This is a genomic window from Marinobacter sp. MIT930201, from assembly GCF_047122665.1.
Taxonomy (GTDB): domain Bacteria; phylum Pseudomonadota; class Gammaproteobacteria; order Pseudomonadales; family Oleiphilaceae; genus Marinobacter; species Marinobacter salarius.
Window position 1 is genome coordinate 405433 of record NZ_CP138916.1, and the last position, 22542, is coordinate 427974.

At 58.3% G+C, this 22542-nt stretch carries 16 protein-coding genes and 1 riboswitch; of the genes, 1 reads left to right on the forward strand and 15 read right to left on the reverse strand.

Going from position 1 to position 22542, the window contains the following annotated elements; genetic code table 11:
- Positions 1 to 8 precede the first annotated feature (8 nt).
- The 13 genes from SIC19_RS01935 to SIC19_RS01995 form a co-directional block, all read right to left on the reverse strand.
- A complete protein-coding gene (locus SIC19_RS01935; protein ID WP_127400913.1) occupies positions 9 to 779 on the reverse strand; it encodes an ABC transporter ATP-binding protein in 771 nt (256 codons plus the stop codon).
- The gene (locus SIC19_RS01940) at positions 779 to 1732 is read right to left on the reverse strand and encodes a FecCD family ABC transporter permease (protein ID WP_036206521.1); all 954 of its coding nucleotides are present in this window, start codon (positions 1730 to 1732) and stop codon (positions 779 to 781) included. Before SIC19_RS01940 ends, SIC19_RS01935 begins: the two co-directional genes overlap by 1 nt.
- A gap of 33 nt (positions 1733 to 1765) precedes the next feature.
- Positions 1766 to 2662 carry a cobalamin-binding protein gene (locus SIC19_RS01945; RefSeq protein WP_126810327.1) on the reverse strand — a complete coding sequence of 299 codons (897 nt, stop codon included), beginning with the start codon at positions 2660 to 2662 and terminating at the stop codon, positions 1766 to 1768.
- On the reverse strand, positions 2656 to 6867 hold the full coding sequence (locus SIC19_RS01950) for a cobaltochelatase subunit CobN (protein WP_127400911.1): 4212 nt from the start codon (positions 6865 to 6867) through the stop codon (positions 2656 to 2658). Before SIC19_RS01950 ends, SIC19_RS01945 begins: the two co-directional genes overlap by 7 nt.
- 22 nt (positions 6868 to 6889) lie before the next feature.
- Positions 6890 to 8611 (reverse strand): TonB-dependent receptor plug domain-containing protein, encoded by a 1722-nt coding sequence (locus SIC19_RS01955; RefSeq protein ID WP_226909885.1) that lies wholly within the window; start codon positions 8609 to 8611, stop codon positions 6890 to 6892.
- Positions 8612 to 8845: 234 nt separating this feature from the next.
- Positions 8846 to 9053, reverse strand: a riboswitch (cobalamin riboswitch).
- A 52-nt stretch (positions 9054 to 9105) separates the two neighbouring features.
- Positions 9106 to 10125: a threonine-phosphate decarboxylase CobD gene (gene cobD, locus SIC19_RS01960; protein WP_127400907.1), complete on the reverse strand. Its 1020-nt coding sequence runs from the start codon at positions 10123 to 10125 to the stop codon at positions 9106 to 9108.
- A 28-nt stretch (positions 10126 to 10153) separates the two neighbouring features.
- Positions 10154 to 10711, reverse strand: a complete 558-nt coding sequence (locus SIC19_RS01965) for a cob(I)yrinic acid a,c-diamide adenosyltransferase (protein WP_127400905.1) — start codon at positions 10709 to 10711, stop codon at positions 10154 to 10156.
- Positions 10712 to 10753: 42 nt separating this feature from the next.
- Positions 10754 to 12451, reverse strand: coding sequence for a methylmalonyl-CoA mutase family protein (locus tag SIC19_RS01970; protein WP_127400903.1), 1698 nt, complete (start codon positions 12449 to 12451; stop codon positions 10754 to 10756).
- On the reverse strand, positions 12438 to 13418 hold the full coding sequence (gene meaB / locus SIC19_RS01975; RefSeq protein WP_082040558.1) for a methylmalonyl Co-A mutase-associated GTPase MeaB: 981 nt from the start codon (positions 13416 to 13418) through the stop codon (positions 12438 to 12440). Before meaB ends, SIC19_RS01970 begins: the two co-directional genes overlap by 14 nt.
- A complete protein-coding gene (locus tag SIC19_RS01980) occupies positions 13419 to 14840 on the reverse strand; it encodes a phenylacetate--CoA ligase family protein (RefSeq protein WP_041334660.1) in 1422 nt (473 codons plus the stop codon). It abuts the gene before it with no gap.
- Positions 14841 to 14900: 60 nt separating this feature from the next.
- Positions 14901 to 15326, reverse strand: a complete 426-nt coding sequence (locus SIC19_RS01985; protein WP_127400901.1) for a cobalamin B12-binding domain-containing protein — start codon at positions 15324 to 15326, stop codon at positions 14901 to 14903.
- 15 nt (positions 15327 to 15341) lie between these two features.
- The gene (locus tag SIC19_RS01990) at positions 15342 to 16034 is read right to left on the reverse strand and encodes a GntR family transcriptional regulator (RefSeq protein ID WP_036206493.1); all 693 of its coding nucleotides are present in this window, start codon (positions 16032 to 16034) and stop codon (positions 15342 to 15344) included.
- A gap of 196 nt (positions 16035 to 16230) precedes the next feature.
- Positions 16231 to 16818: an NUDIX hydrolase gene (locus SIC19_RS01995; protein WP_041334654.1), complete on the reverse strand. Its 588-nt coding sequence runs from the start codon at positions 16816 to 16818 to the stop codon at positions 16231 to 16233.
- 102 nt (positions 16819 to 16920) lie between these two features.
- Here SIC19_RS01995 and SIC19_RS02000 point away from each other — a divergent pair, with 102 nt between their 5' ends.
- A complete protein-coding gene (locus tag SIC19_RS02000; RefSeq protein ID WP_036206490.1) occupies positions 16921 to 17469 on the forward strand; it encodes an NUDIX hydrolase in 549 nt (182 codons plus the stop codon).
- 20 nt (positions 17470 to 17489) lie between these two features.
- Here SIC19_RS02000 and SIC19_RS02005 read toward each other — a convergent pair whose 3' ends face one another.
- Positions 17490 to 17801, reverse strand: coding sequence for a YqfO family protein (locus SIC19_RS02005; protein ID WP_127400899.1), 312 nt, complete (start codon positions 17799 to 17801; stop codon positions 17490 to 17492).
- A 466-nt stretch (positions 17802 to 18267) separates the two neighbouring features.
- On the reverse strand, positions 18268 to 22173 hold the full coding sequence (purL, locus tag SIC19_RS02010; protein ID WP_127400898.1) for a phosphoribosylformylglycinamidine synthase: 3906 nt from the start codon (positions 22171 to 22173) through the stop codon (positions 18268 to 18270).
- Positions 22174 to 22542 lie beyond the last annotated feature (369 nt).

The following is a 22542-nucleotide window of genomic DNA, read 5'->3' on the forward strand; positions in this document are numbered from 1 at the left end:
TCCTACGTTCAATACTTAACAGGGACAAATAGCGGCGCACCATCCACGTCCACTGTCAGAAGTTCCTGATCATAAAGCCGTTCAAGCGCAGCCGGCACGAGCATTCGTTCTGCAGGCCCCCAGCACGCTTCGCCGTTGGGGTACAGCAACAACAGATGGTCACACCATCGTGCCGCGAGATTCAGATCGTGCAAACACATGAAGACGGAACGCCCACTACGCGCCTGCTCGGTCAGTAACTGGAGTACCGACACCTGATGGTGCAGATCAAGGTGGTTGGTGGGTTCATCCAGAAGCCAGTTATCAGGCGCCTGGGTCAGCACTGTGGCAATGGCTACTCTCTGGCGTTCACCGCCGGAAAGTGTGTTCACCAGCCGATCACTGAGATGGCCCACATCCAGCTGTTCCAGAGCGCCTCTCGCAAGACGTTCATCGGCGCCGGACTCCATCTGCCAGGGTGACAACCAGGGGTGGCGCCCGATCAGCGCCGTTTCCAGTACCGTCGCGGGAAAACCGTCCTGCCGTTCCTGGAAAACCATCCCCAGTTGTTGCGATATTGTCCTGCGCTTCAGGTCTGCCAAAGGATGCTCTCCCAGGCAAACCGATCCGTGACGTGGTGCTCGCAACCCCGCCAGTGTGTGCAAGAGCGTCGTCTTGCCGGCACCATTTGGCCCCAAAACGCCCCAGATCTGCCCGGGTTCCACGGCAAAGTTCAGCGCTTCCCCATCGCCCCGCCCGGGAATGTCGATGACCAACTGTCTAGCCTGCAACGGATTCATCAGCGGCTCCGATACAACAGGTAAAGGAAGGTGGGTACACCCAGCAAGGCCGTAATCACACCTACCGGCAACTGCTCGGGCGCAATCACCACCCGTGCCAGGGTATCCGCCAGCACCAGCAGCGTGCCGCCAGCCAGTGCACAGGCAGGGAGGATCAGGCGCTGGTCGTTACCAAGCACCAGCCGCAACATGTGGGGCACCACCAAGCCGACAAAACCAATACTGCCAGCCATGGTGACCGCGGTGGCCGTGAGCAGGCTGGCAAGGATATAGATCGTCCATTCCAGCGGTCGCACCGCCACTCCAAGGGCTGCCGCCTGCATGGGACCGCGTGCCAGTACGTTAAGACTCCGCCCCAGGGGTACCACCAAAAGACACACCAGCACCAGGAAAGCCAGGGCGGGCCAGGGCGTTCTAGCGTAGGACACATCGCCCATCAACCAGTACAACATTCCCGGTAAGCGCTGGGCCGGGCTGATCGCTAACATCAGGGTAATCACCGCGCCCCAGCCTGCGGCGACCACCACACCGGTGAGCAACAAACGCGACGGCGTCCAGCTTCCGGTGCCATGGGCCAGACCGAACACCATCAGTGTGGCCAACAACGCACCGGCAAAAGCCGATCCCGAAATCATCAAACCACCCAGGCCCGCCAGCATCGCAAACAAGGCCCCGACGGCAGCACCGCCAGACAGCCCCAGAACGTAGGGGTCCGCCAACGGATTGCGTAACAGCACCTGCATCAGAGCCCCGGCCACGGCCAGCAAACCGCCCGTTGCGAAAGCAGACAGTGTCCGTGGCAGGCGCAATTCCAGCACCAGGGTTTGCTGCAGGTTGCTGCCCTCACCCAGAATGACGGCGACAACATCTCCCGGTGCCACGCTGACACTGCCCACACCCACCGACAACATCATGGCGACGAGGCTGGCCAGAGCCAACAACACAAGTGGCATGGTCAGAGGCCTGCTCAAAAGGTCTGTCTCCCACTAACGTTTGGCACGGGCATCATCCAGTTTCTCGCAAAACAGTTGTGAACCTTTCAGAATACGCGGCGTCGGGCGCTGGATCAGCGACGGTGGAACGAAGTACAGGTTCTCCTTCGCGGTGGCATCGATACTCTGGAAAGCCTCCCAGCGGGTCAGCCAGTGCCGGTTCTCTTCACCCATGCCACCGGCCAGAATGGCCTCAGGGTTGGCGCCGATAACCGCCTCGGCACTGATCCTCGGCACCAGGCGATCAAGATCACCGAATACGTTCACGCCTCCGCATAGCGTGATCACCTTACCAATCAGGTGCTCGTCGTTCACGGTCATCAGAGGCTCATCCCACACCTGATAGAACACCGAGACCGGCTCCGCACCCTGATATTGTTTTTCCAGTGAAGCCATTCCCTTGCGGAAACGATCTGCTTCGGCAAAGCCTTCATCTTCGGTACCCGCCAGAATCGACAGCCGTTCGATGGTGCTTGAAACGCCCTCAAAACTCCGGGGCTCAATGGAAAACACCGGCAACCCCAGGTCCTTCAGGGCCGCAATCTGTTCCGGCGGGTTGCCCGTCACCCAACCAATGACCAGGTCAGGTTTCAGTGCCATCAGGCGCTCAAGGTCCATTCGAGTGTGGCTACCCACAGAGGTGACCTGCTTCGCCTGCTCGGGGTAATCACTGTACGAAACCACCGCGATGACCTGATCACCGGCGCCTGCAGCCCAGACAAGTTCGGTTGCTCCGGGAGACAAGGCCGCGATCCGGCTGGCCGGTTGTTCAAGGCAGACTTCCTGGCCGGTATCGTCGGTTGCACATCGCTCAGTACCGGCCACAGCCCCCGGTGACATGGCCAGAGCTAACGACATCAACGCAGCGGTATGCCGGAACGATTTCAACATGAGGCCCTCTGGTTTCCGGGAGTCTGACAATCATCGTTGGCAGCGCCTAACGGGGGAAAGTCGGCCGACCCACCTTTTCGCGCGGACTCGAAGGCTTCCCGCTGCCGGGGGTCCAACTGGTCCGCGACCCAATCCATCAGGGGGTGATCCGGACGGGTGTGGCCACTGCCGGGAAGGCCATGGTCGATGATGTTTCCGGCGAAGTCACGTGCCAGGGCCTGACGGGTGAAGACGTCCGCCTCCCAGAAGCCCCGTTTCGCGGCCAGGAGCGCAATCGCCTGCATGTGGGTTTTGACATACACGTTGTGGCCCTCTGCCAGGAAGTCATCCAGGCCAAGGCCGTGGCGATCCTGAAAGTACACTTCATTGACCTCGTCCCACACACTGGAACGAAGCACTTGTGGGCTTGTGATTTGCCAGCCCCATAGGTTGTCGAGAAAATCACTGCCCATGGTGCGGGCACCGGCATAGCCGTGCTCCATCAGTGGGGCCAACCATTGCGGATTCAGATTACGGGCTCTCAGCTCTACCTGCAGCGCTCGCTGAAGCGAATCCACCCGGGGATTTCGCGGGTCTGCGTACTGGAGCACCCGGTTCTGCGGTGGCTCGCCGCGCAAGTGCTCCACGGCGTTGGACAGCCCGCCCTGGAAATCAAAACCGTCATCGTTGTCCAGCAGGCCATAGAGGTGGCTGGCCCGCCCAAGATAGGTATGGTTCACCGACCGCAATTGTCGGTCGAAAGCATCGTGAGCCGGTTCACCCTGGCTGCCCTTGCCATAGACGTGCCCCATGCGCCGGCGATAAGCGTCACCCAGTTGCTCCCGGTCCTGCCAGGCGCCCGTGCGGGTAGCAAGCCGGTTAACCCCCGCACCGTATGCGCCCGGAGCCGTACCGAAGACCCGGTATGCGGCCTTTGCCCCCGCATCCCGAGCCGACGAACCTGCGGCCAGCAGTACTCGTGTATCAGCAACCCAGTGGGCGGCAACACCGTTGGTGGACAGGGATTCCTCACCCGGCTTACGCATGTCGACCGGCAGAACCGATAGCGCCTGATCCAGTGCCTCTTCTAGCTCGGGGTGCTCGGCCCTGATGGATCCCGCCGCGCCTGCCAAGGCGTAACGCGATGCCATATCCAGCCATTCCAGTTGGCTTTCATAGAGATCCCGGAACAAGCCGGACGTGGTGAAAACCACATTGCGGCGAATGGGTGTATCGGTTCCCGGGCCGGCGGGCAAACGCTCCAGGCCTTTCACGATGCCCCGACTGTTCCACACCGGGCGCACACCCAATAGCTTCATGCCAAACGCAATCATGACCCCTTCGTCTCGCACCGTATCCGAGGCCCAGAGCACCAGTGCATCGCTTTGTTCTGAGGTGCTGTCTTTTGTGGCCCTGGCCTCCTCGGCCAGTTCTTCAGCCAGCGACCAGGCCACACGGGTTGGAATCAGGTCATCCGACAAGGCATGAAAATTGCGCCCCGTTGGCAATACCGCCGGCGTTCGCAATGGATCGTTGCCCTGCCCCGGAGCAACAAACCGGCCATTCAACGCGTTGAGAAAGCTGGTGCGCTCAGAAGCAGGAGACGCTTCAAGATCAATGCGCCAGGCCGGTTCTGGCTTGCCGGCCTTACCCGCCATGGAGTCGAGCATGGTGTCCACCATGTCTGTGCTCCAGTCCCGGCCAAACACGTGCAGGCCCAAGGGCATAAAGTGTTCCTGCATATCAGTGACATAGTGGCCGGCTTCATGAACCAGCAGGTCGGGTGAAAGTTCATCGAGGGAAACCTCTTCCACCGACAAACCCATCTCGCCAGCGATTTCCTGTTCGAGATCGTCGGAGATATCCAGCACCTGGATTTTCTCCCGCAGCATCTTCAGCGCCCGCTCCCTGGTAGGGCTGTCGGGCTCATTGGCGGACTCCCAGGTTTCCACGAGCTGTCGGAGCTCCAGCAGTTCGTCATAAAGCTCCGTTGCGGCCAGCGGCGGCGTCAAGTGACTGATCATGACTCCCAGCGCCCGGCGCTTGGCCTGGATGCCCTCGCCCACACCGTCGACGATGTAAGGGTAGATCAATGGCAGGTCGCCCCCCAGCAGGTCCGGGTAGTCATCCCCCGTCAAACCAGCACGGCGGCGTGGCAGGAACTCCCTGGTTGAGTGTCGCCCAACGTAGACCAGCGCATCAGCCTGGTAGTGATGCCGTAACCAGTGGTAGAAACCCACGTATTGATGGGTCGGGGGGAAGGTGGTGTTGGCGTGCAACAATTCCTCGTCCACTTCCCAGCCCCGGGGCGGTTGCGGACCGATGTAAATATTGCCGAATCGAAGCCCAGGGAAAATCAGCCTGTCATCCACCACCATGGACTGGCCCGGCGCTTCTCCCCACCCCTTGAGTCCGGGAATGCCCGTATCGGCCAGCGCAACCCGGCTGTCATCCAGTTCCCCACTGTGACCACCTTCATCGAGACGTGCTTGCCAGAGCGCTTCGTACTCGTCCAGTCGGCTCAGGGCCGCCTTTCGGTTCGGGTGCTGGAGGTGTTCAATCAGGTGCCGCAAGTCACGAATGCCCCGACTCAACAGACCGGTTGCCAATTCTTTCTCGCCCAACCTATGTGCCTGCTCAAGTCGCTCATGCAAATAACCCAGGGGGCCATGGACCATTTCCTGCTGGACAACCCTGGGCAAGGTTTCGAGATACTGACGATAGGTACTGCCCGCCATTGAGGCAACGTCACCGGCCATTTCCCTCAGCGCGCGAGGATCATCCGGCAGGCTCACGCCTCGTTGCTGGAGGAGGTCGGTGAGGGCTTCCGGACTCTCCGGCAGTGGGCCGGTTTCGTAGCCCTCGGCTTTAAGCCAGTGCAGCATTTCATATAGGGAAGCTGGCACATCGAGATTGTCCGCCCCAATATTCTGCCGGCCCGGTGGATGATTGTAGTAGATGATGGCCACGCGCTTGTCGGCGTTGCCCTTGGCTTGCAGCGTCTGCCAGCGTTTCAGGCGGTCCGCAACGGCGTCCACCCGCTCCGGCACCGGCTGGGTAAGCGTCAGAGCCACACCGGTGTTTTCGTCAATCACTTCCGGCTCCGCCGTAGCCAGCACCATAGGCTGACTGACCCCCTGGAGCTCGGGCATCGCCAATTTGTAGTGCACCTTGTCAGACGGAATACCATCGATCGACAATTGCCATTGGTTGGTGGTGCGGGAGGCCAGGCGCAAGCCCTTGATCACCGGCACATTCAACCGGACCAACGCTTCCGTGACCTGACGCCGACCCTCGCCGCCTCCAATAATAAAGTCCTGAAGACTGACAATACCGGACAGGGTCGCCGGGCCTACCGTTTCATTCAGGGCACGGACAGCCTCCAGGCTGGCACCACCCCATCGGGACAGGATTGCAAAGCATTGCATTCCTCTGGATTCCAGGGCTGCACAGGTTGCGTCCAGCAGCGCCCGATCGCCGGGGCGATCACCGCTATCCAGGTCCAGAAGCGCGACCACAGGGCCAGATTGCAGGTTAAGGTTCGCCGCGCTATCTGTGGATTCACCATTACGGTAATAGCGGATCAGCGACCGGGGCGGCAGATCCGGCACGTCAAGCTCTTCGCCCGCCTGAACAAGCAACCAACGCAATAAGGCATCCAGGTGTTGCGGGGTGCGTCCCTGGTATAGGGCCCGGCCTTCAAGCCAGGGTTCCTGTTCGGGGAAACGGGCCTTAAGCTCTGCCAGATGGGCTTTCAAGTCCGTGCCGGGGTCCGGCGCTTTCATCAGGTTGTTCAGGGTCGTGGCATCCAGCCCTTCCAGGGGCTTGCGCCCCTGTAACCGTGACAGCACAGTCAGCGCCCTGTCGCCATTCACCCCCAGAATCGGAAACTCGCGAACGGCGGCCTGCTCGCCCACAGCACGCTCAATCCGGCCCACCTGCTCTCCGAAAACCGCCGCCATCAACAAGGCATCGGCCTGGCTCACCAGATCGTCGAGAGCGCTGTTGTCCAGGTTTGCCAATTGCTCCGGTGTTCGCAGAATAATGCGGTGATCTGGCTGGGCTGCTAGAAAGCGTTCCGCACCAGCAGCCATCTCCGCAGCGGAACGCTCAGACACTACCCCAAATACCGTGGCGCCGGACACTGGTTGGGACAGCATCAACAGAAGCCCGGAAAGGCAGCCGAACAACGGGCGTCTCAGAGTCCTATACAGGCGCTCAATCATGCCCTTACCTCTCCATGGTTGATCATAGGTCGTAGCGAATCGTCAGCATTGCGGTGCGGCCAGCGGCTATGTAAGCACTTCCATCAAAGCGCTGCGCCGTGGCGTATTCTCTGTCCAGCACGTTGTCGACCGTCAGATTGGTGGTCCAATGGCTGTCGATTTCCCACTTTGCCCGCAGGTCCCAAGTGACAAAGCCGGCAATGCGCTCTTCATTCTCTGCGTCGTCGTAGCGATACCCCTGGCCCTTAACGGTGGTTCCCAACGACACTCGGCCGAAGTCCCGATCCAGATCCACCCGGAACTGTTTCGCGCTACGGCGACGAATTCGATTGTCGGTCTCACGGTCGCGGGGGTCGGTTACCGAGGCCCCAGCCTGCACGGTCCATTCGTCCAATTCCAGGCCAGCACTCAGCTCAACCCCCCTGATGCGTGCTTCGTTAACATTGAATGGTGCGAACCGACCGTCCCTAAAGACAAATACAATCAGATCATCAGCGTCTGTCTGATAGATCGCGGCATCCCAGAACCAACGGGCGTAATTTCCGCCAATACCAAGCTCCACGCTACCTGCGGTTTCCGGTTGAAGATCCGCATTGCCGAAGTTCGGGAAGTAGAGGTCATTGAACGTGGGCGCCCGGAAAGATGTGCTGTAGCTCACCCTTACTCTATGGTTGCGATCCATATCGACACCCATGGCGATCGCACCGGTTTCCTCACGACCAAAAGCCTCGTTATCGTCGGCGCGCAAACTCAACTGAAAGTCCGTCGGACCAAAATTCAAAAGGGCCTGACCAAAAACAGCGGCGTTGGTGCGGCTGGTTTCGTCAAAGTCGGTGGTGCTGTCTACCTCATCCATCAAGAGTTCACCGCCCAAGATGTACTCATGGCGGCCGATGCTGATCTGGTTCTCCCAACGGGCACTGCGGGTTTTGGTGTCGAAGGTGCTGTCACCAAATTCGTCCCGTGTATCCTGCTCATCAATGGATTCGGCTAACAGGATACGGCTCCGCCAATAGTCGCTGATCGGCGCGTCCAGACGAACACCAACGGTTTGGATAGCAAAATCTGTATCACCGCCCTCGAACTCGGTATTGCCCTGGGCACGCATGAGGACAACGCCGGCTTCCCCACCGGAGTCGAACTGGTGAGCAACGGACGCCAGGGCTGAGGTGTTACGAAAGCCCTTGTCTTCGCCCCCTTCAACAATGGCCGTGCCGTCAGTTTCCAGATGGCTTGCGCTCAGGCTGTATGTCATCCGGCCTTCAGTACCGGCCGTCCCGGCCACATACTCCTGGGTATTGAAGTTGCCACCGCCGGCCTGAACCCATCCCTCGCGGCCCTTTTCGGCGCTGTGGGTAAAGGCCTGGATAACGCCGCCCACGGCATCGGCTCCGTACAGGTTACTGCGGGAACCCCGAACAATTTCTACCCTTTCCACCATTTGCGGCGGGAAATACTGCCAGGCAGCACTACCACTGGTGGCCGAGCGCAAACGAATGCCGTCCACCAGGAAAACCGTGGATTCGCTGCCGGTACCCCGGGTGTAGACACTGGTGTTCTTACCGAACGAGCCGTTGCTGGTGATATCAATGCCGGGTTGGCCCATCAGCAGCTCGTCGAACGTTTGAGGTTGCAAGCGTTCAATCGCCTCTTCATCGATCACCGTGACCGATGAGTCACTTTCGCCCCGGGTCTTCGGACCAAGCGTGGCCGTCACGACAATGGGGTCAAGTGCCGAGACCATTACCTCTTCGTCGGCTAGCGCACTGGAAACTGGGAGGAACACAAGGGGGAGGCCGGAAAACAGGACCGGCAAAGACTTCGGACAACTCATAATCAACACTCGCTGGCAAACCACGCGCACCCGCGTGATGGTTATTGTGTTGCGGAGTTTGAGTATGAGATTGGGGAGGCAGGATACGAGTCAAAGTACGGGTGTGAGACCGACGCAACTCTCCCACCGCCGTCGCCCTCCGCAACTTCCGGTGTGCATTCAGGCCGGTCTCCGGGCTTGCGAGTGGATCAGCCTGTTGGACTGGTCCGGGGCAATCACCTTCCCATGCATGATGCACAGTGGCTTTTTCGATTGCCTTTAGCTCGCTTACCGTTGCGGGGGCAGCGTCGGACTTTAACCGACTTCCCGTTTTACGCTTTCCGGCGGGGATACCGCAAAAAAGCGTTACCTGAACACGGTGTTCATCGAATCGGGCGCCAAACTAGCAGCCCTTATGTGCTAAATCAATACAGACGGCTTAAATACAGTGCCTGCTCTAACCGCGTCCATTCCGGTTCTGAGCCGGGCAATCCAAACCGCAGTGCAGCAGGATTCTCGAACCCCCGCACGAGGATTCCCCGCCGTGCGAGTTCGCCTGCAATGTCCGCCGCCCGGCCATGCCGAACGTATCTAAAAAGCGCCGTTCCAGTAGCGCCTTCAAAGCCGTGCCGCGACAAGCAGTCCGCCAACCGCTGGCTTTCACTGTGCAGCCGCTCCATCGTCGCCGCCTGCCACTGGGTGTCCGCCAGCGCCTGGCCCATGATAAATCGCGCAGGGCCACTGATTGACCAGGGCCCGATCACTGCGCTCAATCGGCGAACAATATCCGGGTCTCCCACCGCAGCTCCGGCCCGCAGGCCCGCCAGGCCGAAAAACTTACCCAGGGATCTCATGACGATAAGACCGGGTCTGTCGGTCGCATACCCGACACTGAGTTCCGGAGTGGCATCGACGAACGCCTCGTCTACAATCAGCCACCCACCACGACGTTGAAGCCGCTGATGCCAGTTCAGCAACCGGTCCGGATCAACAACCTGGCCAGTGGGATTATTTGGATTGATCCACACCAGCACGTCCAGCTCGTCCAGCCAGCTTTCATTATCATCCTCTAGCTGATCATTGCCAATCTCGATCACCCGATGACCGGCAGCAGCCCAGTTATGACCATGCTCCTGGTACCCCGGAGAGGGCACACCTACCCGGCACGGCTTTCGTAAACGGGGCAAGTGCATGATTGCCGCCTGGCTACCAGCCAGGGCCATACATGCGGCGCCATCCGGTGCACCTACCCATTGCCTGATGAGTTGCTCCAGGCCATCGTCAGGGTCCGGCAGGCGGCGCCAGACCTCTTCCGGGATCGCCGGAACCGGCCACCCACTCGGATTGATACCGGTGGACAGGTCCAGCCATTGATCCAGAGGGATGCCCCACGTCTTCGCGGCGGCCCGTAGCCGGCCACCATGTTCCAGCGGCGACAAATTCACGCTTCAATACCCTGGTCTCGGGCCAGCATTATTTTCCCGGCACCCAAAGCACATCGTCCTTACCCTGGTTGTTGGCGTGTCTGGCAAGGACGAACAGCAAATCAGACAGCCGATTCATGTATTCCAGAACCAACGGGCTGATGTCCTGCTCTTCCTGTAGCTGAGCAATGATGCGCTCAGCACGCCGCGTTACCGTGCGGGCATGGTGGAGATGCGTAGCCGCAGCATTGCCTGCGGGCAGGATAAAGGAGCGAAGCGACGGAATATCCGCGTTGAACCGGTCGATCTCCTGCTCAAGCTCAACGGTCTTGCCCTCGGCGAGCCTCAGTGGCGGGTACTTCGGGTTCTCCACGATCGGGGTACACAGATCCGCCCCGACATCAAACAGGTCGTTCTGGATGCGTGCCAGTATCACGTCCAGTTCGTCGTCCACATGCAGCCGCGCGAGACCAATCACTGCGTTGGCCTCATCCACCGTACCGTAGGCTTCCACACGCAGGTCATGCTTGGCGACGCGGCTGCCGTCGCCAAGACCGGTATCGCCCTTGTCTCCGGTTTTCGTATAGATCTTGGTGAGCCTGACCATTCATGTCTCCCGTGAACCGGTTCTGTCAGTATTCAAAGCCGGTCAGATTACAGGTTTTTCGCGATAGGTTCCCCATATCCCTTTCAGGGTTTCAACAATATCGCCCATCGAGGCGCCCTCTTTCACCAGTTCGATGGTGATGGGCATGAGATTGGCCGATTCGTCCTCGGCCTGCTCTTTCAGTTGCTTGAGCATGCCTTGAACTTTCTCCTCGTCGCGATTGTCCTTGACCCTATTCAGGCGTTCAATCTGCCGGCGTTCGGTTTCCGGATCGTGGGGATGGGTTTCGATTTCAACATCCTCTTCGTCCTGCACGAACATGTTGACGCCGATAACCGGACGCTCACCGCTGGCCTTGCGCAGCGCGAAATCGTAGGCGGAATCGGAGATGCCCCTCTGGAAGTAGCCGTCGTCGATGCACTGCAGCGTGCCACCGAGCTCTTCCACTTCGTCGAGAATCTTCCAGACTTCCTTCTCGATCTCATCGGTAAGATTCTCGACATAGTAGGAACCGCCCAATGGGTCCACCACCTGGGTGATGTTGGTCTCGTAGGCGATGATCTGCTGGGTTCGCAGGGCAATACGCATCGCCTCTTCCGTTGGAATGGCGAACGCTTCATCCATGCCGTTGGTGTGCAGGGATTGGGCGCCACCCAGTACCGCAGACAGTGCCTGAAGCGCGGTACGGATCGGGTTGATGGTGTATTGCGGCTTGGTCAGGGTGGCCGCGGCAGTCTGGGCGTGAAAACGAAGCCGGCTGGCCTCGGGTTTGGTGGCGTTGAATTTTTCGCGCATGATCTTGGCATAGACCCGCCGGGCTGCGCGGAACTTGGCAATTTCCTCGAAGAAGTCGGCCTGGCTGACGAAGAAAAAGGACAGGCGCGGCCCGAACTCATTCACATCCACACCCGCATCGATGGCGGTCCTGACATACTCCATGGTGGTTGCCATGGTGTACGCCACTTCCTGGACCGCTGTCGAACCGGCTTCAGAAATGTGATACCCGGAGATATTGATAGGGTTGTACCGCCTCATGTTTTCGGAGCCGTACTGGATGCAGTCCCGCACCAGGCGAACCGACGGCCGAACCGGAAATATCCACTCTTTCTGGGCAATGTATTCCTTGAGAATGTCGTTCTGGATGGTGCCCGACAGGTCATTGAGATCGTATCCCCGTTTCTGCGCCAGGGCGATGTACATGGCGTAGAGAATCCAGGCTGACGGATTGATGGTCATGGATACCGAGATCTTGGTCAGATCAATATCGTCGAACAACTCCTCCATGTCGGCAAGGGTGTCGATGGCAACGCCTTCGCGGCCTACCTCACCCTGGCTCATGGCATGGCTGGAGTCGTAACCCATCAGCGTCGGCATATCGAAGTCGATGGACAGACCGGTCTGGCCCTGGGCGATCAGGTACTTGAAGCGACCATTGGTTTCCCTCGCTGTACCAAAGCCGGCAATCTGGCGCATGGTCCAGTTCCTGCCCCGGTACATGGTGGGGTATGGCCCCCGCGTAAACGGATATTGCCCAGGAAAACCAATATCCTCAAAGGGCGTATTCTTCAGGTCCAGTGGCGTGTAGGTACGTTTCGTCGGCATTCCCGAGGCGGTGGTGTATTCCGTCTTGCTCTCCGGCGCCCGCTTGATAAAGGACGACACCTCGTTCTGTTCCCACTGGTCGAACTCTTTTTCCATGTGCTTGAGTGCAGCGGGGTCATACTGGTCAGTGCGCTTCATGAATGGTCTCCTTCATGGCTTTTAACAAGGTTACTGCGGCTCCATGGGGGTCCAGTTCGCGCTGGGTAACCTTCTTGAGCAGCTCTTCGGTCTGCGACCTGCTGTCACGTGCAAAATTATCCCGGACAATCTCTTCAGCAACCTTTACCACCCGGGTTAATGCAATCTGGTGCCGCCGCTGGGTGATTTCGCCGCTTTTTTCCAGGTGCTCAGCGTGACGATCAATGGCGGCCATCAGGTCGTCAAAACCGGTATGCTTTTCGGAACTGGTAGGCACCACGGGCACCCGCCAGATTCCCTCGCCCGGCTCCAGGCTCATCATCAGCATGGCCTTGAGTTCCTGAATGGTTTTGTTGGAGTCCGGCCGGTCCGCCTTGCTCACCACATGGACATCGGCGATCTCCAGAACGCCGGCCTTGATGGCCTGGATGTCGTCGCCCAGGCCGGGCGCGTTGACGACCACGGTCGTGTGGGCGGCACGGACAATATCGACCTCGTCCTGCCCCACCCCGACCGTCTCGATCAGGACCACGTCGAAGCCGCCTGCATCCAGAAGATCAACCGCATCCAGGGCTGGCCTGGCGAGGCCGCCCAGGGTTCCCCGGGTGGCCATGCTGCGGATGAAAACGCCGGGGTCGGACACCAGGTCGCCCATGCGGATACGGTCACCGAGGATCGCACCGCCGGAGTACGGGCTGGAGGGATCAATTGCAACAACGCCGACCTTGCGACCGCTGGCCCGGTACTCATGGACCAGTTGCGTGACAAGGGTGGACTTCCCGGCTCCTGGCACACCGGTAATACCCACCACATGGGCGTTGCCGGTCGCTTTGTAAAGCTCGGCCAGGGCTTCGCGCACCTCAGCATCACCGCCGCTTTCAACGCGGGTAATAAGTCTGGCGATGGCGCGAAGATGCCCTTCCCGCACACGTTCAGCGAGCTTCATCGAGGGTATGCGGTTAATCATTTAACCTCCTCGCTTCTGGTTGAGGCTCTGGTAAAGGTCCCGGTCATCAACGACACGCTGGGCTTTGAAGTCCGTGCGAGGAAAGGTATCCGGGTCAACCATGACAACCCGTGCCCGCACGCCCAGAACCCGGCTCAGTTCAGCCTCTGCCTTCTCACCGAGGGATCTGACCGCATCCGGCCCCTTGCCTGCGACCTCCTGGTTAAACTCCGCTTTTACCGCCAGCTCGTCCATAGAGCCACCGCGCGAAATGATGATCCGGTGCTCGCCGCCATAACCAGCCAGGCCTTCCAGAACTTCCGCAATGGCGCTGGGATACACGTTTTCACCCCGGATCTGGAACATGTCATCAATCCGGCCGTAGATGCCTTTTGGCAGCCTGGGATAGGTGCGACCACAGGGATTGTCTTCCATCACCCAATGGGTCAGATCGCCGGAAACCATCCGGATCATCGGCTGGGACGTTCTCTCGAGGTGCGTGTAGATAGGCGTTCCCTGTTCGCCGTATGGCACCCGGCGATTGGTTTTTGGGTCTGCCACTTCGGTGTAGACAATGTCCTGCCAAAGCAGCATGCCCTCGGTGTCTGCGCTGCCGGAGGCATGCATCCAGGGGGTCAACTCTGCCATCGTTCCGCAGTCAACTACCTTGGCACCGTAGATCTCCTGGATCTTGTCGCGGATGGACGGAATCGAGCCTCCCGGTTCGCCGGAGAAGAACAGCACTTTGATGCCGAATTCTCTCGGGTCTACCCCTTCCTCGCGGGCCACTTCCGCCAGTCTTAACGCGTAAGACGGCGTTGAATAGAGCCCGGCTGGCTTCATCATTCCGAGCCAGGTTACCGCTCGCGCAGTCATCCCGGGCGCACCAGCGCCGAAGGGGAAGGCTTTGCAACCCAGTCTTTCAGCTCCGATCAACGCCCCCCATGACCCCATGTAGAGGCTCAGGATCGCCGCCACAAATACCGTATCACCGGGGCGCAACCCCATACCCCACATGATCCGGGCATGGTTGTTGGCAATGGTTTCCCAGTCACGCCTGGAAATGCCAAATGCGGTCGGCCGGCCGGTGGTACCAGAAGTGCCGTGAATATGATGGATGTCGCTTTCGGGGCAGCAGAGGTAATCCCCGAAAGGTGGATTTTTCGCCTGGGAATCGCGCAGCTCCTGCTTGGTGACGACGGGCACTTCCTCGAAGTCTGCGAGGGTACGGATGTCATTGGCCTTTATACCGGCCTCATCCCATTTGCGCTGGTAAAATGGCGAGTGGTCGTAGGCATAGGCCATCACCTCGCGGATGCGCGCAACAATCAACTCATCGCGTTTTTCCGGGTCCATCGTCTCCCGGTCCCGGAACCAGTAGGGACTGTTCGCGTCCGGAAAATAGTCGTTGCGATAACTGGGGGGAAAATTCCACTCTTCCATCGGAGACTCCTGATATTGTTATTGGTTGTCGTCTGAGGAAATCTGCGGCCAGGGCCCTGACTAACGGGCACCTCGATCTGCGACCATCTGCCGGAACGAATCAATGATTTCTTGTGGCGGAGTGTCCTGAAGAAGAATCTTGTGGACGCCCATCTTGTAGAGTTCTTTGACATCGTCGTCGGGGATAACACCGCCACCGGCAACGATCATGTCTTCGGCTTCCTTGTCTTTCAGGAGCTCCAGTACCTTGGGGAAAATGTGCATGTGCGCGCCGGACAGCAGGCTGATGCCGAGGATGTCCACGTCTTCCTGAATGGCAGCGTCCACGACTTCCTCAGGCGTGCGATGCAGTCCGGTATAGACCACATCCATGCCGGCATCACGCAGTGCACGAGCGACCACTTTAATGCCGCGATCGTGACCGTCCAGACCGATTTTTGCCAACATTACCCGAATCACAGCTGCATTTTTGTCATTGTTTTGCATCGCGTTCTCCTTGGATTAACTAATCGTGCTCCCGCTTCTTTTCAGGGGTTCACGGCAGACTTGAATCTCTTTCTGAAGCCATTTTGATGCGGTTTCCACATGCTCTCTGGCAAGTGTTTCAGCTGTCCGTGCATCACCGGCCAATACCGCGTTCAGTATTGCCTCGTGCTCTTCCCAGATCTGTTTCTGGTTTTTCTCGACAATGAGAATGTCACTCATGACGCGCCTTACGTGGTTCCAGTGCGCCTCCATTGAATCAAGGATAAAGGTGTTACCCGCCAGCTCGTAGATGAAGCCATGAAAGCGCATGTCAGCATCGATCAGAGCGGGGAGATCATGCGCTTTCCCTGCCGCGAAACCTTCGGCAATGATGTCCTCACCTCGTTTTCGCGCCCCGGCATCCACTCGCTGGGCGGCAAGCCCGGCACTCACCAGATCGATCCCACACCGGAATTCGTACAGCTGCGCCACAAAACTCTCATCAAGCACCGACACCATCAGGCCCCGACGCCCTACCGCTGACAGAAACCCGTCATCACGCAGACGCTGCATAGCCTGGCTTACCGGCAACCGCGACACATCAAGCCTCTCGGCCAGCGTCTCCTGTGTGACCCGCTCACCCGGCTTAAGCAAACCTTCAACGATCGCATTGACCACAGAGTCGTAGATCAACTCCGGCAAGTTTTTTTCGGTCTGAATTTTTTTCATTGATCGCACCCCACGACGCAACTCCTTTTTGTCGTTTGCATACAGTATTCAACATGTAATACCTGATCGATTTATAATCATATTAGACCTTTGTCTAATGCTTGATCATTCAGGGGGCACATAAAACGTCAGCGGGCCCAAGAAATGGGCCCGCTGATAAAAGGAGAACTCGAAAGGAGGGATCAGGAGACGCTGTTCAGCGTTTCGGCGGTGGCTCCAGCAAATCAATACCGGCGTCGTAAACCGCATTGAGAAAATCCACCAGAACGACCGCAGACAGGCCCCATATCTGATAGCGTTCCCAGCGATAACAGGGCACATAGAAGGTATTGTTGAGGAAGTTGAGCGGATCTGTGCGCTCTCGATTATCGTCCAGGAAAAACTCAATGGGCACCCGGAAAATACTATCGATTTCCGCCGGATTGGCTTGAAGAGGGTGATCGCCGGGTATCACCCCTACGTAAGGCGTTACGAGAATCTGATGCAGCGACATGACCTGGCTCAGCGGCGCAATCAGTTCCACCTGGTCGGGTGGCAGCCCGATTTCTTCGTGGGTCTCGCGCAGCGCGGTATCGGCCAGGGAATGGTCTTCCGGATCGCGCCGGCCGCCTGGGAAAGACACCTGCCCCCGGTGGGTACTCAGGTTTTCCGACCTCAGGGTAAACACGATTTCAGGGTTTCCATGGTCATTAGTGACCGGGACGAGTACGGCTGCTTCGGGGTAATCCAATGTCAACAAACGGGGTACATAGCCTGACAGGCGTTTGGTGAGAAGGTCGCGCAAAACACGGCTCCGTTAAGACTTCTGACTGTTGAATGAGACACCGGCAGCGCAGATAGTTACACTTGCTACCAACACACATTTGTCCAGTATATGGTGAAACAGATGAAATACTGCAGCACATGCGGCCACCCTGTCGAACAGCGCATCCCCCAAGGCGACAATCGCCACCGCTACGTGTGCATCAGTTGTGAAACCATACACTACCAGAATCCCCGCATCGTCGCCGGTACGGTTCCCGTCTGGAAAGGGCGGGTTCTGCTATGCCGCCGTGCTATCGAGCCCCGCTATGGTTACTGGACACTGCCTGCAGGGTTTATGGAAAACTCGGAAACCACCCTCGAAGCGGCCACCCGGGAAACCCGGGAAGAGGCGCTTGCCGAAGTGACAGTGGACAACCTCTACACCATCATTCATGTGCCACACATTGATCAGGTGCACATGTTCTATCGCGCCACCCTCACCAGCGAAGATTTTGGCGCCGGCGAAGAGTCGCTGGAAACCCAGCTGTTTGCGCTGGAAGACATTCCCTGGGATGAACTGTCGTTCCCCACTGTCCGTCGCACCCTTGAGCTTTATGTGGAAGACGTTCGCAATGAGCACTTCCCAGTGCATGTGGACGACATTCGGTACCGGATGGGGCCTCGTGCCTAAATATCCACGCCCGGCCGCCGCTACAGCGCTTCCATCCGAAACACCTCGTAGGCGGGCTCTTCGTATGGATGCGCCTGTTTCAACGCTCGAACTGCCGCCTCAATAAGGTCGTCCTTGCACACCAACTCAACGCGGAATTCGTCCACCCGCTCAATTTCCCCTGCCTGGCCCAAAAAAGGCTGGCTGCCATCAAGCGGACGAAACTGCCCCTGACCTTTACATTGCCAGGCACAGCAATCGTAATCTCCAATACGCCCGGCACCCACTTCAAAAAGGGCGCTTTTGGTCGTTTCAAGATGACTCTCAGGCACGAAATAACACATCTTGTACATTCGTCAGATCCTCCCTTGAACACCGTTGTGTCAGAACAGAATCGGGCCATTCCGACACCCTTCCAACGGATAATTTTTGTACAGATTAAGCATTTAGCCACTTACCCACAGAATCTGTGGATAACTCTGGGGAAAGTTTTGGGGAACATGCCCCCATCCCCCGGAATTACTGCACTTTTGTTAAATTGGCGACAAATTCACCTACTTAATTAAGTTCTTATATTTCATATAGTTATAGTTGTCGAACAAAAAATGAACCTAAACCCAGTGCTTTGTGCACATTGCACACAGCATGGCACCGGGAATGTGCATAAACCGTTTGAGTCAAGGGGATTTTCGCACTTATAAACAAAAATTTCCCTTGAAAATTCTTGAAACTCCCGTCGCCAGAAACAAAAAAGCCGGCCCTGGAGGAGTCACCTTTATGGTGCGTCCGGGGCCGGCTTTTTTAGCTCAGGCTATGGCTTTAGCTGAACCAACGCCTCGCATTACGGAACATTCGGATCCATGGCGCGTCTTCACCCCAATCGGCAGGGTGCCACGAAAGCTGGGAGGTTCTGAATACCCGTTCGGGATGGGGCATCAAGATGGTGACCCGTCCATCCCTTGTGGTCACACCGGTTATGCCCGCCTCAGATCCGTTAGGGTTCCATGGGTAACGTGTGGTGACCTCGCCGCGGTTATCCACGTAGCGCAGCGCAATCAGCTCGCTATCACTCAATTGGCCTGCAGACGTTCCAGCCGGGAACTCAACCCTGCCCTCACCATGGGCAACCGCTATCGGCATCCTGGAGCCGGCCATGCCTTCCATGAACGCCGACGGAGAAGCGGGCACCTCCGCCATCACCAACCGGGCTTCGAACTGCTCCGACTGGTTACGTACGAAACGCGGCCAGCCTTCACTGCCGGGAATCAGTTCGTGCAGGTTGGACAGCATCTGACAACCGTTACAAACGCCAAGTGCCAAGGTGTCCTGGCGGTTGAAGAATGCGGCAAACTGATCACGAACCCGATCATTGAACAGGATGGACTTGGCCCAGCCCTCACCTGCACCCAGAACATCCCCATAAGAGAAGCCACCACAGGCTACCATGCTGTTAAACCCTTCCAGGGAAACACGGCCGGAGAGCAGGTCACTCATGTGAACATCCACGGACTCGAACCCGGCACGGTCAAAGGCGGCGGCCATTTCAACCTGTCCATTAACACCCTGCTCCCGCAGCACCGCCACCCGAGGCCTGGCCCCTGTGTTGATGTATGGCGCGGAAACATCGTCGCTGAGGTCGAACGTCAGTTCCGCGTGAAGCCCCGGGTCACTGCTGTCCAGCAGGTTGTCGAACTCCTCCTGAGCGCAATCGGCGTTGTCACGGAGCGACTGCACGCGATAGCTGGTTTCCGCCCAAAGACGCTGCAGGTCCGCCCGCGGTCGGGATATGACCGACTGTCCCTCAAAGGTATAGCGGATGTGGTCGTCCTGATTGACGGTACCGATCACTGAGGTGTGGTCACCAAGACCCGCTGCCGAAAACTGCTGTAGTACAAACCCGGTATCCTCCCGACGAACCTGGATCACGGCGCCAAGTTCCTCATTGAAGAGCTCACGAGCGAACTGGGACGCATCCTCCGCAAGACCATCGAGTTTGATGTCGATACCGGTGTGCCCGGCAAAGCTCATCTCAGCCAGGGTGACGAACAGGCCACCATCCGAACGGTCATGATACGCCAGCAGCTTGCTGTCTGCGTTCAGGCCCTGGATAACCGCGAAAAACGCCTTGATGTCTTCCGGGTCGTCCAGATCCGGTGCTACCGCACCCACCTGCCGGTAGACCTGCGCCAGTGCCGAGCCACCGAGGCGGTTCTGTCCCGCCGCAAGATCAACCAGAATCAGATCCGTATCCCCCGCATCTGTCGCCAGCTGAGGGGTCAATGTTCTGTCCACATCCGTCACCGGTGCGAAACCGCTGGTGATCAGCGACAACGGTGCCGTAACACTTTTTTGCTCGCCGCCATCCTCTTCCCAGACCGTTTTCATGGACATGGAATCCTTGCCCACCGGAATGGTGATACCCAGTGCAGGACAAAGCTCCATACCAACCGCACGAACGGTTTCATAGAGGTTTTCATCCTCACCCGGGTGCCCTGCCGCGGCCATCCAGTTGGCGGACAGCCGAATATCTGACAGTTTGGCGACAGGGGCGGCCGCCAGGTTGGTAATCACTTCGCCCACTGCCATGCGCCCGGATGCGGGCGCATCGATAACCGCAACCGGTGTGCGCTCACCCATGGCCATGGCTTCGCCTGTTTTCACATCAAAAGACGACGAGGTAACTGCCACATCACTGACAGGCACCTGCCAGGGGCCCACCATCTGGTCCCGCGCGACAAGCCCGGTGATGGTCCGGTCACCAATGGTGATCAGAAAACTCTTGGAACCCACGGACGGCAGCCTCAGAACACGGCTTACCGCATCCTTCAGATCAATCTTTGTGGAATCAAAAATAGGCTTGGTGAATGAGGAGCGTGACACGCTGCGGTGCATGCGGGGCGGCTTTCCGAACAGCACGTCCATCGGCAAATCAACAGGGCGATCGTCGAAATAGGAATCCCCGAGTTCCAGATGGTGCGCCTCGGTGGCTTCGCCGATCACCGCATAGGGGCAACGCTCACGGCGGCAAAGGGCATCAAACTGTTCAAGGTTCTCCGGCGCCACCGCCATCACGTAACGTTCCTGGGATTCGTTACACCAGATCTCCAGGGGCGACATGCCCGGCTCGTCGCTGGGAATGTCACGCAGTTCGAAACGGCCACCGCGACCACCGTCCTTGACCAGTTCCGGCATGGCGTTGGACAGGCCGCCGGCCCCTACGTCATGAATAAAGCATATGGGATTGTCGTCGCCCATTTGCCAGCAACGATCAATCACTTCCTGGCAGCGACGTTCCATTTCCGGGTTATCCCGCTGGACCGACGCAAAGTCCAGGTTCTCGTTGCTGGATCCGGAATCCATGGACGATGCAGCGCCGCCGCCCAGACCAATCAGCATGGACGGGCCCCCGAGGACGATCAACTTGGCCCCCACAGGAATATTGCCTTTCTCCACATGGTTCGCCCGGATATTACCCAGGCCGCCAGCGATCATGATGGGCTTGTGATAACCGCGTACCTCTTCGCCACCGGCACCGGGCGCCACTTCCTCAAAGGTCCGGAAATACCCGGCGAGATTGGGACGGCCGAACTCGTTGTTGAAGGCAGCACCGCCAATGGGACCTTCAATCATGATATCCAGAGGCGAGGCAATTCGTTCCGGCTTCCCGTAACCAAGTTCCCAGGGCTGCGGGTCATTCGGGATGTTAAGGTTGGATACCGTGAACCCGCTGAGGCCCGCCTTCGGCTTGGAACCACGCCCGGTTGCCCCTTCATCACGGATCTCACCACCAGAACCGGTTGCAGCACCAGCCGCCGGCGCTATCGCGGTCGGATGGTTGTGGGTTTCCACTTTCATCAGGATATGGATATCTTCCTCATGATAGCGATACACACCGGTTTCGGGCTCCGGGAAGAAACGCCCCCCACGGCTGCCGGCGATGACCGACGCGTTGTCCTTATAAGCGGAAAGTACGCCCTCGCTGTTCATCTCAAAGGTATTGCGAATCATCGCAAACAGGGATTTCTCCTGCCCTTCGCCGTCGATATCCCAGGAGGCGTTGAAAATTTTGTGGCGGCAATGTTCCGAGTTGGCCTGCGCGAACATCATCAACTCAACATCGGTGGGATCACGTTCCAGGTCCGAGAAGGCCTTCACCAGGTAATCGATCTCGTCTTCCGCCAGCGCCAGGCCCAGTGAGCGATTGGCATCTACCAGTGCCTGACGCCCGCCAGAAAGCACCGGAACACGGTTAAGGGTGCGCGGCTCGTCGGTATGGAACAACAATTCCGCACCGCCCATCTCGTGGAAGACTTTCTGGGTCATGCGGTCGTGAAGCAACGCCGCAATCTTCTCCCGCTGCTCGAGGCTCAGCTTGCGATTGGCTTTCACGTAATAGGCGATACCCCGCTCAATCCGCCGAATCTGCCGCAGGCCACAGTTGCGGGCGATGTCCGTCGCTTTGCTTGACCAGGGTGAAAGGGTGCCCGGACGCGGAACCACCAGGAAAAGTACGCCATCAGGCTCTTCGGCGGAAACACTGGGACCGTATGTCAGCAGGCGATCAAGTACCGCCTGATCGGATTCGGACAGCGGGAATTCAAGATCCGTGAAGTGCATGAACTCGGCATACACATGTTCCACCGCAGGCACGATGTCCTGGAGGCGAGTATGCAGCTTGCGGGAACGAAAGGGCGAGAGCGCGGGAGCGCCGCGAAGTTCAAGCATGATCAAAACCTGTACGCGCGAGACTGGGAGCCGGTGCAGCATCCTGTGTTCCGTATCGACGGAGTACAAGGCAAACAGGAAAAGGCCGGCCATCTGAAAGGCCGCAATGATACTTGAAACACGCACCGGGATACAGCGTCAAAAGGTTATAAACCGGCCGCTATAATTTACATTGTTTTGCACATTAACTGAGCAGATTCATTGACCACCCCAGTACGACCGGGGATCATTACAGATGAGCCAGGGAGGCTCCGTATTGAGTGAACATCGGTTAAACTCCCCAAAGCTGTGCTGGCATGCCACTTGCTGCTTTTTAGTAACGCAAGAAGTGCGAGCGAGGTAGCAGGGAGTGATCGGACATCAGGGGAA

Coding starts and splice junctions, on each gene's coding strand:
- SIC19_RS01965 (WP_127400905.1), bottom strand. CDS start 10,711: ATGGTCAGGCTCACCAAGATCTATACGAAAACCGGAGACAAGGGCGAT.
- SIC19_RS01990 (WP_036206493.1), bottom strand. CDS start 16,034: ATGAAAAAAATTCAGACCGAAAAAAACTTGCCGGAGTTGATCTACGAC.
- SIC19_RS01940 (WP_036206521.1), bottom strand. CDS start 1,732: ATGCCACTTGTGTTGTTGGCTCTGGCCAGCCTCGTCGCCATGATGTTG.
- SIC19_RS02000 (WP_036206490.1), top strand. CDS start 16,921: ATGAAATACTGCAGCACATGCGGCCACCCTGTCGAACAGCGCATCCCC.
- SIC19_RS01945 (WP_126810327.1), bottom strand. CDS start 2,662: ATGTTGAAATCGTTCCGGCATACCGCTGCGTTGATGTCGTTAGCTCTG.
- SIC19_RS01980 (WP_041334660.1), bottom strand. CDS start 14,840: ATGGAAGAGTGGAATTTTCCCCCCAGTTATCGCAACGACTATTTTCCG.
- SIC19_RS01935 (WP_127400913.1), bottom strand. CDS start 779: ATGAATCCGTTGCAGGCTAGACAGTTGGTCATCGACATTCCCGGGCGG.
- SIC19_RS01985 (WP_127400901.1), bottom strand. CDS start 15,326: ATGCAAAACAATGACAAAAATGCAGCTGTGATTCGGGTAATGTTGGCA.
- SIC19_RS01950 (WP_127400911.1), bottom strand. CDS start 6,867: ATGATTGAGCGCCTGTATAGGACTCTGAGACGCCCGTTGTTCGGCTGC.
- SIC19_RS01970 (WP_127400903.1), bottom strand. CDS start 12,451: ATGAAGCGCACTGACCAGTATGACCCCGCTGCACTCAAGCACATGGAA.
- meaB (WP_082040558.1), bottom strand. CDS start 13,418: ATGATTAACCGCATACCCTCGATGAAGCTCGCTGAACGTGTGCGGGAA.
- SIC19_RS01955 (WP_226909885.1), bottom strand. CDS start 8,611: ATGGTCTCGGCACTTGACCCCATTGTCGTGACGGCCACGCTTGGTCCG.
- SIC19_RS02005 (WP_127400899.1), bottom strand. CDS start 17,801: ATGTACAAGATGTGTTATTTCGTGCCTGAGAGTCATCTTGAAACGACC.
- purL (WP_127400898.1), bottom strand. CDS start 22,173: ATGCTTGAACTTCGCGGCGCTCCCGCGCTCTCGCCCTTTCGTTCCCGC.